Source organism: Nonomuraea sp. NBC_00507 (assembly GCF_036013525.1).
GTDB lineage: Bacteria > Actinomycetota > Actinomycetes > Streptosporangiales > Streptosporangiaceae > Nonomuraea.
In genome coordinates, this window is sequence record NZ_CP107853.1 from 3,022,663 (window position 1) to 3,038,974 (window position 16,312).

The following is a 16,312-nucleotide window of genomic DNA, read 5'->3' on the forward strand; positions in this document are numbered from 1 at the left end:
ATGGCTCTTACAGACCCTCTGCCTCTCGCTCTCAAGTCGGCCACGGTCTCCCTTTCTTCTCAGGCGGGCGACGGTACTGGCTTCTTCGTCGCGCCCAGAGTGGTGCTGACGTGCGCTCACGTGGTGGATGGTGAGGAGGGAGTGGTGCGCGGCCAGTGGCAGGGCTCCCAGGTGGAGTTTCGGCTCGATAACAGCTATCGCGGCGACGATCCTCCCGATCTGGCGGCGCTGCATCTGGAAACGCCCCTTGATCATCCCTTCGTGGCTCTGGCACCATCCGTCTTACCTGGTGACTACCTGTGGTCCTGGGGATACCCCAGGGGATCGTACTCATCGGGTGACTCGGTCGCGTTGAAGTATGACGGTCCCTCAGAGCGGCATGATGGGGAGCTGATCCGCGCCAGTGGTGCGCGCCCCCGCCCCGGGTTCAGCGGCGCCCCAGTGCTCAACCGACGCACTGGGGGCGTGTGCGGAGTCGTCAGGCTGGGAGATCAAAACGATTCCGTCACCCGCCTCGTCTCGGCTGACAAGATCCTCGAGACGTATCCGGAACTGTCACGCTATCAACGCCCTCCTCACACCAACATCGAGTGGCTGGACCTCCTCACGGACGAACAGTTGCACGCAGGCGCATGGCGGTATCCAAGCCGTCAACTGCTGGCCTATCTGGAGGCAGTGCGTGGTTTTGTGCGGTCCCACCCGTATGCCATCTCGCTGCCCAACACGCCACCACTGTCTACGGTTTACCTTCGCCAGCATGGCGTGAGCTTGCAGCGCGTGACGGAAGAAGATTCGCTCATCAACCTACCGGGACCGGAATCGGTTGGCCGTGAGGTCAGCGGCAAGCAGCAACTGTTCACTAGACACCGGAACACGCTCATCATCGGCCGGCCCGGAGCGGGCAAGTCCAGCCTACTCAGATACGTTGCCGAGATCGCGAGCCGTGACTGGATCTTCGCTAAGGACGGAGCGTTTGTCCCGGCGTACGTACCCGCCAGAGCACTGAGCAGTCGTAACAGCTTCAACGCCGCTCTGGCTGCCACTGTCAACCGGGAGCTGGGAACGTGGCTCGATACAAGCTTGCCTGACGACTGGTTCAGCAGACAGCCCATACCCGGAGTGCCCTGGCTTCTCCTCGTGGACGGCATCGACGAGATCTTCACGGCCGATGGCAGGCGGGAGGTGCTCAACTCGATCATCCACCGGCGCGGTACTGAGAATTATCGATTTCTCATCGCCAGCCGACCTCTACCGTATCTGGAGATCGATCAGCTATTGAGGGCCGGAACGGGAGCGTACGAAATCCTGCCGTTCTCTCCCGATCAGCTGCTGATACTGGCGGAGTTGTGGTTCAAGGCACTAAGTTTCAACCAGCCGCGTGCTCTCGCTGAGCGGTTTCGAGCGGAGCTCGAGCGCAGCAGGACTGCACATCTCGCTCGTGTGCCTCTTCTCGCCACGATGCTTTGTGTCGTCTTTGCTGGAAATCCCGCGCAGGGCATACCCCGCAGCCGCGCCGAACTCTACGAGCGCTTCATCACTTTGCTGATGTCCAAGCAGTACCAGCATGTTGACATCTATGAGCGGCTGGATCGACGAGCCAGGCCGTATGGGCCTGCTGCACGCCAGTCTGTTCGAATTCTGTTGGGTAGAGCCCGGCACTTGATCGAGCGCCTTGCGGCGGCGCGCCATCGCGGTGATCAGCGCCCATTCATCGATCTGGCGCAGATCTGGACCGTGTCGTTGCGGCCGCCGTGTATGCCAGAAGATGAATGGGGCCAGATTCTTCAGGACTTGCTACGGCAGAGTGGTGTCATGACACAGCGAAGGGGGGAGTTTGCTTTCGTCCATATGACCGTGGAGGAGTACCTTGCTGCCCGCTATACCGCATACAACCTCACTCCGGAGGTAGCTAATTACCTGGTTTTCCTCCAGGGTAGGGAGCAGTCGTATCGCCAATTCCTCGCGCACGTATGTGTCAAATCCGGCGTTTCCTTCGAGGTGGGGGCATTACATAGTCTCAGCACTGGCACGCCGGAAGATGTGATGTTTATCGCGTCGTTACTGCGCGATGGTTTAGAACTGGGTGATGTGGTGCGGGCTGCCGCAGTGAGCCGGCTAGGCCGGATGGCGGCCTCCTCCGAACCGGGTGACATCAGTGCCGAGTTGCGTATCGCGGCGGCCTATGAACTCGTCTATCTCTCGCCAGAGAAAGGGCTGGCCCCTCTCAGAGGTATCGCCGAGAATCCACGTATGTCGCGCTTCGACCGGATCCAAGCAGCCAGGCAGCTGGTGGAACTCGACTTTAGGCTCGGTGTTGGGCTGTTAACGGATCTGATTGACGCTTTTACGTCAACCGGTTCGGGAGACTGTCTACGGGCCGCGCGTTATCTCCTCGAATTAGATGTTTCGCTTGGTTTAGAAGCGCTGAAGCGCATCGCCCAAAACCCGTATCTGGACGGTTGGACTTGTTTGGAGGCCGCGGTCGAGATCGAAAGATGGGATAAGAACCTGTCTCGCACCGTACTGAAGGATATCGCTAGAGATTCTCAGGTCGGGCTGCTCTGCCGGTTGGATGCAATTGAACTGCTGGGTGCTGACGCGGACCCAGGATTGGCAGCCTCTCTTTATGATCAGCGGCTGCCATGATTGCGTGGCTAGAAAGATCGTCTGCAGTGAGGCTCAGCCCGAATCCACCGATCGAGATTCGACGGTCGTCACGTGCAAAGCTCATGTCAGCACTGACCATCGTGCACCTTCGGCCAATACCTGCCGGGCACCATCGAGATCGGCAAGGCGGGCAGAGAGGGTGGTGACTGCCAGCCGTTCGGGAAGTGCGGCGCTGAATTTGAGACCATTTACCGCCTTAGGATCCACGTCGGGCATGCAGAGTCGCTCAGCCGCTCCATTTAACGTCTCTCGCCACGTTCGCGCGGTGATCTCGGTACGGAGCCGTACGGAGTCCTCTTCAATCCGCTGACCAGGGATCGCGATCTCCGACAAGGTCGCGGCTAGCGTCGCATTGACCCGTGAGCCGGCCCAGGTCCACCAGCGAACATCCCCGCTCGCATCCCGCGTGATGATGGTTCCGCCGGGATGAACGATCTCCAGACTGTCGGTCCGGACTGTGGCGAGTCGTTCTTGTGCGCGGCGGCTCAGGATGACGGGCGGCTCCTCGCCGAGGAGTACCGAGCGCATGGCCCGGCAGAGAGCGAAGGAAAGAGTGCCCAGGCCGCGCCCGTGCCAGCGTGCCTTACCCTGGCCGTCGGAAGGTTCGGCGAAGCAGCGTCGCCGTCGCCAGTCGACAGATACAACGCGCCAGGTGCGCCCCGCGAGCAAAAGCAGGCGCGGCCCCTCTATCTGCTCGGTGAGCAGCGCCGGATCAGTTCGCCCGATCTCTTTGCGGCCATGCAACACCGTGAACTCGGGCGCCGCCGTGAAGACGGAGGTCATCTCCATGAAATGGCGAAAGCCGAAGCGTCGCTCGGCTTCTGGGCCGATGAACAGCATCCCAGAATCCTCGTCTACGTAGCCGTTCTCCAGCAGATGCCGCACGATCGGCTTCGAACCGCCGTTGAATGGCCAGAGCCCGTTCCACCACTCAGCCCAGATATGATCGCCGACTTGATGTTCCTGCAAGCAGAGCGCCAATACTTGCTGCGCGACGATATGGCGCGGCTCGGGGGGTGGAGTGACCGGCTCCACCCATCCCCGACTCCAGAGCAGCAGCAACGCCGCGGCACGCAGGAGGGATCCCTCGTCGAGCGCGAGGAACAGGCAGTTGCGGACGCTTCCAGGTCGACGACCGGTTCGCCCGATCCGCTGGAGGAAGGACGCGACGGTGAACGGCGCGTTGATCTGGATCACTCGGTCCAAGTCCCCGACGTCGATACCGAGTTCAAGGGTCGAGGTCGCGATGATGACGCAGTCCCGAGCCTGTGCGAAGGCCTCCTCGGATCGTCGGCGTTCGTCCACGGACAGTGAGGCGTGGGAGAGGAATACGGTGACGCCCCGAGTGGCCAGCGCGTGCCCTAGCTCTTCGACCAGCTGTTTGGAATCGCAGAAGACCAGCCTTTTCTCGCCACGATGCAGTGCCGCGATGACCTTCGCCGCATTAGAGACCGAGCCCACGTAATCAAGCTGGACTTCTCCAGATGGCGAGTTCGCTGCCTGACGGGGGACATCTGGTGAGACGATCGACGCCGGATGGGATCCCGCTCCGGAGCCTTGCAACCATCTCAGCAGCTCGGCAGGGTTGCCGACGGTTGCGGACAACCCGATCCGCTGCAGGCGGTGGCCGAGAAGGTAGGTGAGGCGCTCCAGCACGGCAAGTAGGTGCCAGCCGCGGTCGTCGCCGGCGAATGCGTGCACCTCGTCGATCACGACCGCCCGAAGGCCGGATAAGAACTCACGATGGTCAACATTGGCACTGACCAGCATCGCCTCTAGCGACTCGGGTGTGGTCAGCAGCACGTCGGGCTGCTCCCGGAGGGTCTGCTTACGGCGGCTGGAGGTCACATCGCCGTGCCAGAGTGTGGCCCGTCGGCCGAGCCACCCCGTGTAGCTCTCCAACCGTGGCAGCAGGTTGTTCAGTAGCGCCTTCATCGGGCACAGATAGAGCACCGAGGTCCCGTGCCAGCGCTCGGTCACCATCCGTGACAGGAGCGGAAACACCGCGGCCTCGGTCTTTCCGCCCGCAGTGGGTGCCAGCAAGAGTGCGTCCGAGCCCGCCAGTACTGGAGCGATGGCTTCTTCCTGAAGGGGGCGCAGCCCAGGCCAGCCGAGCGTGTTGACGATGTGATGGAGCACGACCGGGTGGAGTTCCGCCGGGCTCACGACAGATCCAGCGGAACGTCGTCCACCGACAATGCGTTCCGTTCCACCTCGGACAGCTCATTCGTGCTCATCGTAAGCCGATAGTGGGCACGGGGATCGAAGTCAGGGAATTGGTCCACTCGATCCAGCACGTCGCCCACTAGTTTCTTTAGGAAGAGCCTGGGCGCGACGCCGGTCTTGCCGCCGAGCGAACCAGCTACCGCGCGGGCCAGGTCAGCGACATAGGCATCGTCCACGACAGCGGGTACCCGGGATGAAGCCCCGGCAGCGTACACGTCGCGGACCCGGGTGCCGAGTTCGAGTAGACCCTCCTGGGTGAATCCGGGAAGCCGGATCTGCACGGCACGCGGATTGTCGAACCGGGCGTCGGTGTCGAAGTCGGTGGCAAGCCTCGCCGCTAGCGGCGCCAACCGCTGTACTCCTTGGGAACCTTCGGAGAAGAAGGCGGGTGTACCGGTGATGAGCACATACAACCCAGGGAACCGGCCGGAGTCGATCTCGTCCACGAGTTGGCGGAGCGAGTTGAGTGCCTTGTCCCGCACGTCGGATCTGATCCGCTGCAAGGTCTCGACCTCGTCAAGGACCAAGAGTAGGCCCGGATGTCCGGAGTCGCGCAGCACGATCAGCAATCCTTGCAGGAAGCCAAGCGCCCCGAAATGGTCGAGATCGCCGCGCACTCCCGCAGCGCGTTTCGCGGTGGCCGCGACGTGTGGCTGCCCGCCCAGCCAGGCCAGAATGGCCTCGGCTGTCGCCGAGTCAGATGCGGCCAACGCCGCACGGTACCCGCGCAGTGCGGCGGCGAAAGCGGGTGCCGACCGGCTCACCTCAGCGAGCCGCTTCTCCAGCAGTGCGGATACAGCCGGATCCAGCTCATCTTCGGGCACCCCGATGGCGAGTGAATCCTCCTCCAGAGTGAACATCCAGGTATCGATGACCGAGCGGAGCGCGCTCGGCACGAACTGAGCAGTTTCGAGGTTCTCACAGAGCCGCCGGTAGACGGTCTCCAGCCGATGCAGTGGTGTCTCGGTTTCGGAGATCTGCACCTCGGCGACGGCCATGCCCGCCTGCTTTGCCCGCTCGGCGAGCCAGCGGGCGAAGAATGTCTTCCCCGAGCCATACTCGCCACGTACCGCCTTGAAGACCGAGCCGCCGCGGGCAGCAGTGGCTAACTCGTCGTCGAGCGCGGCCGCGAACCGGCCGAGCCCGACTGCCAGCAGGTCGAGCCCAGTGGACGGGACGACACCCCGCCGCAAGGCATCGATGACCTCGCGGCGGCGGCGTTCGCTGATATTACCTATCGCCATGTCACCCCGAACTGCTCGGCAAGAATGTTCATATCCAGGATGATGGTGACGCCGTCGCTGTCATAGCTGATCGGGTCATATCCATCCACGCTGAGGACTCGCCGGACGGCGGCAAGCACGCTTCGCAACCGCGCTGCCGGAATTTCCGCGACAGCCGACAGCGTCGTCTCGTGCAGACGGCCACCATTGTCCATCAGGGCTGCGAGCACGCCGCGGAGCCTGGCGTCGTCTGGGGCCGAACGTCCGGCACGTTCCTGCTGTTCAGCGTAGAGCGCCGTGCCGAGCAGTGCGTCGAGGAACTTCTCATGCGTACGTGGCGGCACCGCAGCAGGCTTGGGGGTCGTAGCCGTCGACGGCAGCTCGTCGAAGGAGAGTGTCTCCTGCTCTTCTGGCTGCTTTGGTGGCCTGGATCCCTTTTTGGTCGCCGGGAGCGGGGCGGTCAAAGTGAGCGGCGTGTGCCACCAGGTCGGCTCTTGGGCCGGGGCTGGACGCCATCCGGCGATCTCGTCGACGGGCGCGGCGGTGAAGACTGCGAACGGTATGGCGACCTCGGCCGCGGAGACACCCCCATGATAGCCGGCGCGTTTTCCCGTATACCGCAGTTGCTCCAGCCAAGGTGTGACGATCGTTCCGCCGCCGAGCAGCACTCGGCGGCCTTCAAGGAGAATCTCTCCCTCCCCAGCGGGTGTGCTCGCTGGACGCCAGCGCGCAGAATCGCCACCCTTCACCAAGGTGCTGTCGCGTTCGATCACATGCCCGTGGTCGCTGGTGAGGATCAGTGTGCGCCCAGTGGCCTTTGCGGCTTCGCTGAGCGCGATCAGATGCGTGATCTGGGCTCGGGTCCAGGTGATGCCGCCGGGATCCATCTTGTCCAAAGCGTCGTCAATGGTGTTGAGCACCACGCCGACAATCCGGGCCTGGCCCTCCACTGCAGCCCGGATGTCTGGATCGAGACTGTGACCGCCGGGAGTGCGTAGGTCATCCTTGTGGAAGAGTCGGGCGGCCGGGTCGCCGGTCGCACTGGCGAATGCAGATTTCTCGTCATGTTGCCCGCCGGTTCGCAGCGTTCCCGTGAGGAGGCTTGTGCGGCATACCTCGGTAACGGTGGGGAACGCGGGCAACAGAACCCGGCGGTGCCCAAGGGTCGAGTCGACCAATTCGGTCCAGCGGCTGCCAGCAAGCTCGGCCGCGAGTTCAGCAAGGACACCGGCGGACATTCCGTCCAGCACGATCAGAAGCGCCCGGCCGAGGGGCCGGACCAGAGTGGCGAGCGCAGACTCAATCGGAACAAGCGTGCCAGGCGGTGTATCGGCGGCGGTGGCAGTCGCGAGGTGCCCGGCGAGCACTCGGTCCCGCCCGTCCCGCCGGGCCGCCGCGGCCTCCAACAGTGCCCGGTACGCCTTGCCAACCTGTTGGTCGGGGTCGCCGCCCCAGACGTCGGCGAACGCCCATTCAACATATGCGCCGATTGTTATCTGCTCGTGCAAGGCGTCGGCGAGAGTGGGCGCCGGCCGATCCGGCAGCGCTAGGTGGCGCAGCAGCCGCAACGCCATCTGTGCTACCTCGGCCCGGCGCTCCCTCCCGTTCCCGGCGTGAGCCAACTCGTGCGCGGCCAGCTGCCTGTAAGCCTGTTCGGCCTGGTTCAACGCGGGCCCGTCCGGAGCAGACAGGGCGTCGCGCACGGTTTTCGCGAACTCCCGCAGTCGGATGTCGTACGCCCCAGGAAGCAGGGACGATCGGGCGATCAACGATTCGGCGTTAAACTCGCGTAGCAATTCCTCGGTCCGCTGCAGCAGCGTGTCCGGCTGGGGGAGCTGGGCGATGGCCGCCACCGCGGCCCGCGCCCACGTCTGCGCTTGACCTGTCGGAAGGTCCGCGCCACCAAGGCGGGCACGGAGCAGACCACGCGCCTCACCTACGGATTGGCCAGATGACCTGCTCTCGGGCCAGAGCAGCCCGGCGGCCAAGGCCAGCGGAAGGGCGTCACCGCCGTGCCCGGCCGCGGCAGCGCAGAGCGTCCACTCGCCCGCCGGTCCGGTGACCGTGTTCAGCCACCTGGTGATCCCGGAACGGACGTCAGCGGGAAGCTCGGCGAACCGGCTCATCGCCACCGGGTCGAGCGACCAGCGCAGCAGCCCGGTGGCATCCGGATGCGCGGGGATGAGGTAGGGCTCGCCGTCCTCCGGCCGGGTGCCGAACAGCACCGAGGCAAGATGCCCGAGCGCGTGATCGCGCGTGAGCGCCCCTCCCGGGGCAGGCGGCCAGCCGGAGTCGGCGGGTGTCCACCGGGCCAGTGCGGCGGCGGCCCAATCTTCCGCCAGGAGCAGTGGGTCGATCGTCCGTGCGGCGAACGACTGCTTGAGCAGCTCCCACGGTTTGAGCGAGATGAGCATGCCCCGGGCTAGGTGAGTCAGCAGCCCGAGCCCAAGGTCCGCCTCGTCTACGTCAGTGAGGATGACCAGGTAACCGGGCTTCCCCCGGTGGGTCAGCAGTTCTTCCCGGACAGCTAGTGCTGACGGGCAAGCCCGGACCTCGACGATGATCTCGCCCGCAGGCCCCTCCAGCGGAAACGACGGCTCGCCCGTCCATACGGGCCGGGCGCGCACGCCGATGACTTGTCTCGACAGACTGGATGTGACGATCCGGCTGACAATGCCGCGGATCGCGGAGAGCGTCGCCGTGCCGAGCGGGGCCCCGATTGCGGACGCGTCACTCAAGACTGTCGTTTCCCTTCGAGATCTGCCAGGTGATGACAATCTGCGCTTCGGGGTGCGCGGCGGCGAAGGCTATAACGGACTCCAGAGCACTATTGATCGAAGCCGCGCCTACGACAACCGACCCAGACTCCTCCTGAGGCCTCGGCGCCGGCCCTGGCTGGGGCGGCGGAGGGGGCGGTGGAACGACGAGCGAGGCCAGGAGCTGCTGCGCCTGCCGTCTCGCTTCGGTGAGGGCCGGGCCGAGCGGAGACTGCGTCTCCTGATATCCGGCCACATGCTGGAGATCCGCGACGATGCGCGCTGCCGCCGGATCGTACGGCGAACGGGTCACCATGGCCTGGAACAGGTCCCAGTCCATCTGCTCCAGCGCGGACACGGTCGCCTTGGCCGTCTTCAGCGAGCGGGCCAGCGTCTCGGGCGCCGCTTCGAGCGCGGCGGTCGCAAGCCCAGTCGCGAGGTCATATGCCTCGGATTCGGCGGCGAGCATGGTGACCAGTCTGGCAGCGTTCCTAGCCACTCCGAGTCGGTCGGCGGTTCCGTCAGCCTGGCCCTGTCCCGTGACGGCGAGCTCTTCCCGGTGCGCATCCAGGAGTGAGGCCAGCCGCTGGGCGGACTCCTGCAGCTCTCGAGCCTGCTGACGGGCGGCCGCGGCGAGACGGTTGACCGTGGCGGCGGTCTTCATTCCAGCCGCTGTGATGCCGAAGAGCCGCGCCGCGCGATCGGCGGCCCCTCGCCAGTCGGCATCGTCCGGTAGCTTTGGCAGCCGCAGATTGTACCCTCCGTCGATCTTGTCGACGGGGGGACGAGGGACGGGTCCCTCCTCGCCGCGGAACCACTCTCGGTCCTGAGCGAGCGCAAACGCCGCGATGACCAGTCCTCGACTGGAAGCGTCCAGCCCGCGCGGATGCGGGAGATCAAGCCATGCAATCAGCCTCTGCACGCTGATGATCTTGCTCTGCCTGTCTTGCGCGGCGAGCTGAGCGAAGTGCCTTCGCCACGGGAAAGTGTCGCCGTCGAGCAGGAACGCATTTTCCAAGGCCTGCCCAACCTTCAGCGGGTTGGCCACTTTCCGGAGCACCTCGCGATCCTTGGCGGGGACAGGCACACGTCCCCGTTCGTCGGCCGCGGCAGCCTCCACGTATTCCAGCACGGTCGAGATGTCGCTCCGCCGCACCTCGGACGGGAAGTGCGGATGCGCGGGATACTGCGCCGACAGCATCTGATCCAGCAGATGCGTTAGGCAGTCGGCGAGCCGGGCGCCCACCGGCGCCCCGAGTTCCAGCTGCGGGTTGAGCGACTTGTAAAACGACAGATGCCCGCGGGCGGAGTCGATGTCAGACTCCTCTCGGGGAGCTGCGCCGTACGCCTGCTGGATGACCCGGGCGAGGGTGGCCTCCAAGGTGGTCTTCCGGTTGGTCAGCAGTGCCTTTGCCGCCGGGCGGTCCTGCGGAGACAGATGGTTGGCGTTCTGCTCGAACCGGTCGTCCGAAGCAAGCAGATAGCGTAGGCAGACGAGTTCCCCCAGATCGTCTTCACGTTCCCTGGTGAAGAATGCGGGGATCCAGGCCACAGTGTCGCTGCGCACGCCGCGGCTTTCCAGCTTCTCGATCCTAGCCAGGTCGTCGTTTGGACCGTGGTTCTGCTCGTCAAAGGGGAAATCGATAACGAGCTTCCACCGGCCGCCCTCGGCCATGAGCGCTGGGTCGGGCAGCTCCTCCGTGTTCCGCACATTGCCGTAGACAATGTCCACGGTCCGCCGGCTGCCCCGCCAGACGAACGAGTGCATGTGCGCGCCGCCAATCGTGTCGGCGAGGTTCGGCACTCCGAGGGACTCGAAGATTAGCCGGCGCAGGAGCTGTCGGCGCTCACCTGCGGTGTCCTGGTTGCGGACCCGGTCCAGCACGCTCTCGTAGTCGACCCCGGCGAGCTGGATCGTGATAAGGGGGTTCCGCGGATCGTCGGAGAGGTGGATCTCACTCACCCCCGACTGGCGCAGGGCGCTGAAGAGGGCGAGCACCTTCTCGGTCTCTCCATCGGCCAGCCGGGTCTTGATGGTGCCGTGGTTCAGCGCAGCCAGCTTCTGTGCGGTCAGCGTGCTCAGCGCGGGCACGTTAGGCGCGATGGCGGCCAGTAGGGCAGACTTCACCAGCCGGGCGTCGCTCACGAACGCATGTGTCCGGGGCAGATCGGCCGCCCGCTCCGCCGTGAGGCGGTGCCGCTCCAGCAGCCGGGGCAGCAGTTTCTCCTCGTAAAGCGTTCGCGCGTTGGCAAAGTGCTGAGCGATGTCGTCAGTGAGCGGCACCATGCCTGCGCTCATCAGAACGTCATAGACGTCACCGACCGGGATCAGATCGTCCACGGTCAGTTCATCTCGGCCGCGCCGCAGCAACTCGGCCATGGTTCGGAGGCCAGTACGCTCGCGCTGCAGCAGACTGGACAGGGCGACCATGGTGGAGACCAAGGCCGGAGAGAACGGATACGTGCGACGGAACGATACCTGGTCGGACGAGTCGTCGAGCCCCTCAAGCAGAACGTTCCAAACCTTGGGCTCCCTCGTCACGTGCGCGAATGCCGCGTCCAGTACCGCTCGGCCGCCCGGCTTGGGATTGAGCAGACGGCGTTCCACGATCTTTGGGAGGTTGCCGTCAGTAAGGACGATCTTGTTGAAGCGGTCCTCCCACCAACGGAACGTCTCCCCGGTGGCGTACTTCTCCGCACCGGTGAAGTTGGCGCCCAGGAAGTCCTTGATGTCACGCTGCCGCGCGACGAATGACATCAGCGGCACGGCTCGGCGAGTAGAGGCCGACTCCACCAGCTTGGACAGCTTTGGCCCCTCCCGGTTCACGAACGTGGTGTCGTTGCTGCGCGAGGCGAGCCAGAGGACAAGTTCGTCGATGAACAGCACCACACCCTGGTAGCCGAGGCGGTGCGCGTGGCCGGAGAGCACCTGCAGCCCCTCGTCGAGAGGGATGTATTCGGCGCCCCGGGTGAAGCTGCTGAAGTAAGAGTCAACCAGTGCTGTCACCAGTTTGCTGCGGGACTCGTCACCGATCGGCGCGTTCCTAGCCTGCTCGAAGGACGTGGCATCCCATGGGGTGGCCAGGGTTCCCCAGCCGCTGGATCCGCCACGACGACCGCTGAGCGAGGCGAAGAAGACGTCGTCTCCCTGCCGGGACCGCATCAGGTCAGCGTCGGCGAACAGCCGGTCCGTGGTGTGCACCTCGGGCAGCGCTGCATCTGGGTGGACCTCGGCGATTTGCGCGACATACCCCCCGAGGATCGCCTCCTCGACCGTTGAAGCTCCCATCAGGTGATAGTTCAGGCAGAGAAGTTTCTTGCCTGCCAGCCAGGAATTGTGCCTTTCGAGTACTTCCTCTAAGTCGCGGAGGCCAAGGGCATCGGGGTTGTGTTGAAGGATTGCGTTGAGCACTGCCATGAAATGGCTCTTGCCAGAGCCGAACGAACCGTGCAAAAAGACGGCGTCGCTGACTTGCTTGTCCAGGGTGCCGCGGATGTACCCCAGCGCCTGGTTGAAGCTCTCGGCGAGCTGCGGCGTGACGACGTAGGAATTCAAGGTCGTCTTGATGTGAGAGACGCCGTCGCTCAGCTTGAGCACGAAGTCGTTTGCGCTCAGCGACTCAGGGATTTCGATGACGTCCTTGAGAAGTGTGGATCCGTGCAGATGGGCCGTCATCTGGTCAGTTCCTCATCTCGGTATTCTTGAGGGCGGATGTCTTCTTGCTGGTCTTCTTCGCGCCGCGGGTGGCTGTGGTGGGACGCCAAGCGGCGAGCTGTGCCCGGGTCAGACCGTGCTCAGTGAGTCTGGCCCGTAGCCAGTCGGAGAAGTACTCCGCAGGCACGTCACCGTTGTTCGGGTCATATTCGCCGTGCCATTGGTGCAGCCACGGCTCCAGCTCGGCGAGGCCGGCCAGCAGCGGGACTACCCGTTCGTCGCCGAAGCCGCGGGTGGTGATGATGTTCGCTAGCGCTGTCGCCTGCTGCAGGTGGTCCCAGCCGGCCCACCCGTAGACCGCACTCGTGTCCCCGTCGCGCTCCGCGCCCGGGTACGCGATGAACCGCTCCTTGGGCACGTCGACCTTGCCCCGGTGCCGCCAGAACCCGGCCTTGAAGTCTCCGGAACCGTACTTGGGTGGGATCGGGATCGGCGCAGGCCGTTCGGCGTCCGAGCCCGGCCCTGACCTCGGAATCGGAACTTGCTCCTTCAACCAGCGCTCCTGGTGCGCGGCGTGGGCGGCGAGCCAGGCGTCCTCCTCCCGCTGCAGCGTCCATATGTGCTCCCACTCGGCCCGTTTACGGAGCCCGCTGTCCGTGTACCGGTACGCGGCGAGGAACGGCACTGCATCGGTGGCGAGTAACGCGTCGAGCGGGCCGACAAGGTCGTGATCGGGCGTGCCGACGTACAGGTCGAGGACCTGCCGGAAGTCGTCGTCCAGGCGAAGCAGGTCGGCGAGTTGCGCCACGCTCAGCGCACGGGGGGACCCATCGCGGTGCAACCAGAGGTGTGAAGCTTCGAGCCGGTCTAAAAGCCAGCCGCGCAGCGCATCTGCCCTCACCTTCTCGTACGGCTCCGCCGCCCAGCGCCGCTTGCACTCCGGCCGTTCCACCAGATGGAGTAGTGGCTTGTTCGCGATGAAGTCGATCCGCCGACAGACAAGATCCTTATACGTCTGCGGCCACTCCGCAGGCAAGTCGGTGCGCATGATCGAGCCGTGCCGGTCAAACCAGGTCCTCTCTGCCTCCCCGTCCTCGACCTGTCGGGCTAGCAGGATCTCAAAGGCGCGCTCCCCGAGCGCCAGCCCTGGAAGATCGTCCCCGTCGTAGGTGAGGTCCTCGTCCAAGATTCCGTAGAGCTTGTAGACCTGCCAGTCCAGCTCCTCTTGTACCGAGACCATCTGCGCATGGGCTGCCTCGTAAAGGTCCCGTGCCGCGTTCAACGCCTGCCTACTCGGTATTCCCCCCGCGCATACCGCTTCTGGAGTGACCGTGGCGAGTCTGCGGGCGATCCTGTCGAGCGTCTTCGCGGCCTCGTAGAGGAGGCTGAACTCACGGGGGATGGGGTAATCGCGGACCTTGGTCGAATTGAACTGGTAGAAGTTCTCCCAGGCGATCGTCGTCTGACGGGCTCCCTGGCGATCCACCGAACTACCTTTGTTGTGACATACTTCCTTCAGCCAGAAGCAGGCGGTTGAGGAGTTGAGCAGGCCCAGCAGGGGCAGGTGGTCGTCCTCAGACGCCTCTGCCTTCAGCTTGATTACCGGTGCGGTTTGCTTGAAGACCTTCCCGCCGCGATCCAGCACAAAGTGGTTGTGTGTCGCCACCTCTGCGAAAGTGATCGTCAACGGGGTTGACAGCTTTCCTGTGTACAGCTCCTGCCACTCCCACCAGGTCAGGCCCCGCTGCAGCATGGGTGTGCCGAAGCGTTTTCGGTGCGAGATTGCGGTTCGATAGGTGCGAAGAATCTTGCCAGTGCTGGCGAGGTCGTTGATACCGATGACACCAAACGCCTCGTCGTAAGTCCAGATCGCAGTGATGGAATCGGTGATGGCGAAATCGCGGACAGCGTCACCTTCGACGAGGGGCATGGTGTTGTCGATTCCAAGCCGCCGGGCGGCTCCGGCATTAGGGAGCAGATAGAGCTCATCCTCGCCTGTCACGGCAGTGATACCCACTGCGGCAACTACGTCAATCAGCCGGGACTGCGTGTTCTTGAGCAGCAACTCCATCAGGTCGGGAGCTCCGCCGCCAGACAAAGACCAGGGGTGCTTGGCGAAGTGGGCGCGTTTGAGATCGACCACGGTGACGTAGGGCGTGTCGAAAGGGAGGTCGTTTGGGCCGAGGTCGATGGCCTCGAGGATGCTCCGCCACACCTTGCCCTGGCTGGCGTCGACCGGCTTGCTGGGTTCGCCACGTACCCCGAGGACAGCGCGCACATCAGAGCGCCGGTTCCGGTCGCGGTTCCTCCCCAGCAGAATCACCGTCGGCGTGCCATGATGTGGAATGTACGCCCCGGAGGTGTCGATGACGTGGGTGAGGTCGACCTTGGGGGCAAGGAACTCCTCAATGAGCTTCTTCCCGAACTCGCGCTTCATGAAGTTGTTCGCGGTGATCAAGCCCACGTAACCCGGGTAGGCGGCATCCATGATGGCCAGTCGAAAGAAGAGCTCCATGAAGGGCACCGATAGGGCGTACCGGCCGGAGCAGTAGTCATAGAAGTCGCGATACGCCCTGTTGAGAGTCTTGTTTTTCACCTGAACGTATGGGGGATTGCCTACTACGACGTGGTAGCGGTCGTAGTCGAGGATGCCGGGGATGCTATCGAGGTTCTCCCAGGCGTACTGGTGGTAGCGGAGGGCATCGTCCTCCTCCAGCTCTTTCGAGGACTTCACGGTGTCGATGTTGAGTTCGGTCTGGCGGCCTCGTCTACCTCCATAGAGCAGGGAATCACCAGTTGCGACACTGATCTTAAGAGCGGGGGTGTTCGGGTCGTCCAGGCGATATGTCTTGCAAGCTTCGAGAGAGGCGACCATCAGACGGAATTTGGTGATCGCGGCAGCGGCGGGGTTGAGATCGACACCGAAGATGCTGTCGAGCGCCTTCTGCACCCGGATACGGGGGTCGCTGCCTGGTTCCACGCGTCGCCACTCCTCGAGGAGCCTGGCAAACGCACCAAGTAGGAAGTGCCCGGACCCGCAGGTCGGGTCGATCAGCTTCAGCTCTGTGAGGTTGAACTGCTCCATTGCGGGGGTGAGCGTCTTGTCGAGAATCAGCTCCTCGACGAATACCGGAGTCTGGAAGAGCGCGTACTTATCCCGAATAAAGGCGGAAAGATCCTGATAGAGGTCGCCGAGGAACCGGGTGTCCAGGTCTGCGCTGTAGAAGTAGTCGTGCACAAGACGCTCGCCGTGCTCATCACGGCGGCGGAATGCCTCGAGTAGTGCGTCGGCACGGTCGGCGGAGATGTCCCACCACCAGACGAAGTCCGTGTCAGGGAGTAGGTCTCGTCCGGCCCGGGTGCCGCGGAGCCAGCGGAACGCCTCGCGGAGCCACTCGCGGGCGTTGAGCCGAGGGTTGGTTGTGATCCACGCTTCCTGAGCGTCGGCAGCTTCGCTTGTCGCCCGGCCGCTCGTGTCACGCGAGGCGATCCATCGGCGTGGCCCGGATAGCCCATTATCTTCGCAGAAGCGGATGAAAGCGCAGGCGATTAGCCAGGAACTGGAGGCTCGTTCGCACTGGTCGTCCAGCCAGCTGATCGGGCCGTCCCCAGTCCGCTTTGCAGCTCGGGCCGCGGCGTACATCTCATTGAGCCGTGCCTTGAGCTCTGGAAGGTGCGCGGCCTGGGTGCGCAGGTCATCGACCATAAGCTGAGCCTGGCGCTGGAGATCGCTCTTCAGATCCTCGGAGACGACCGACACCCGACACCCCTCAATGTCTAATTTT

6 protein-coding genes are annotated in these 16,312 nt (G+C 64.1%); 1 reads left to right on the forward strand and 5 read right to left on the reverse strand.

Annotated features, from left to right (window positions below):
* The gene (locus OHA25_RS15285; protein WP_327588224.1) at positions 1-2,646 is read left to right on the forward strand and encodes a trypsin-like peptidase domain-containing protein; all 2,646 of its coding nucleotides are present in this window, start codon (positions 1-3) and stop codon (positions 2,644-2,646) included.
* Positions 2,647-2,727: 81 nt separating this feature from the next.
* On the opposite strand, the gene OHA25_RS15290 is transcribed toward OHA25_RS15285, so the two are convergent.
* From OHA25_RS15290 to pglX, 5 genes are read right to left on the reverse strand one after another with little or no spacing between them, the layout of a single operon-like run.
* The gene (locus OHA25_RS15290) at positions 2,728-4,833 is read right to left on the reverse strand and encodes a DEAD/DEAH box helicase (protein WP_327588225.1); all 2,106 of its coding nucleotides are present in this window, start codon (positions 4,831-4,833) and stop codon (positions 2,728-2,730) included.
* Complete coding sequence (brxD, locus tag OHA25_RS15295; RefSeq protein WP_327588226.1) at positions 4,830-6,137, reverse strand: BREX system ATP-binding protein BrxD; 1,308 nt, start codon at positions 6,135-6,137, stop codon at positions 4,830-4,832. Before brxD ends, OHA25_RS15290 begins: the two co-directional genes overlap by 4 nt.
* Positions 6,128-8,854 (reverse strand): BREX-2 system phosphatase PglZ, encoded by a 2,727-nt coding sequence (gene pglZ, locus OHA25_RS15300; RefSeq protein WP_327588227.1) that lies wholly within the window; start codon positions 8,852-8,854, stop codon positions 6,128-6,130. Before pglZ ends, brxD begins: the two co-directional genes overlap by 10 nt.
* On the reverse strand, positions 8,847-12,548 hold the full coding sequence (locus tag OHA25_RS15305; RefSeq protein WP_327588228.1) for a DUF6079 family protein: 3,702 nt from the start codon (positions 12,546-12,548) through the stop codon (positions 8,847-8,849). The genes pglZ and OHA25_RS15305 overlap by 8 nt, the downstream gene beginning before the upstream one ends.
* A gap of 4 nt (positions 12,549-12,552) precedes the next feature.
* Positions 12,553-16,287, reverse strand: a complete 3,735-nt coding sequence (gene pglX / locus OHA25_RS15310; RefSeq protein WP_327588229.1) for a BREX-2 system adenine-specific DNA-methyltransferase PglX — start codon at positions 16,285-16,287, stop codon at positions 12,553-12,555.
* Between the last annotated feature and the right edge of the window lie 25 nt (positions 16,288-16,312).

What these genes read in the sequence shown, in the direction of transcription:
- OHA25_RS15285 (WP_327588224.1), top strand. Translation starts at nt 1, where the DNA reads ATGGCTCTTACAGACCCTCTGCCTCTCGCTCTCAAGTCGGCCACGGTC.
- brxD (WP_327588226.1), bottom strand. Translation starts at nt 6,137, where the DNA reads ATGGCGATAGGTAATATCAGCGAACGCCGCCGCCGCGAGGTCATCGAT.
- OHA25_RS15305 (WP_327588228.1), bottom strand. Translation starts at nt 12,548, where the DNA reads ATGACGGCCCATCTGCACGGATCCACACTTCTCAAGGACGTCATCGAA.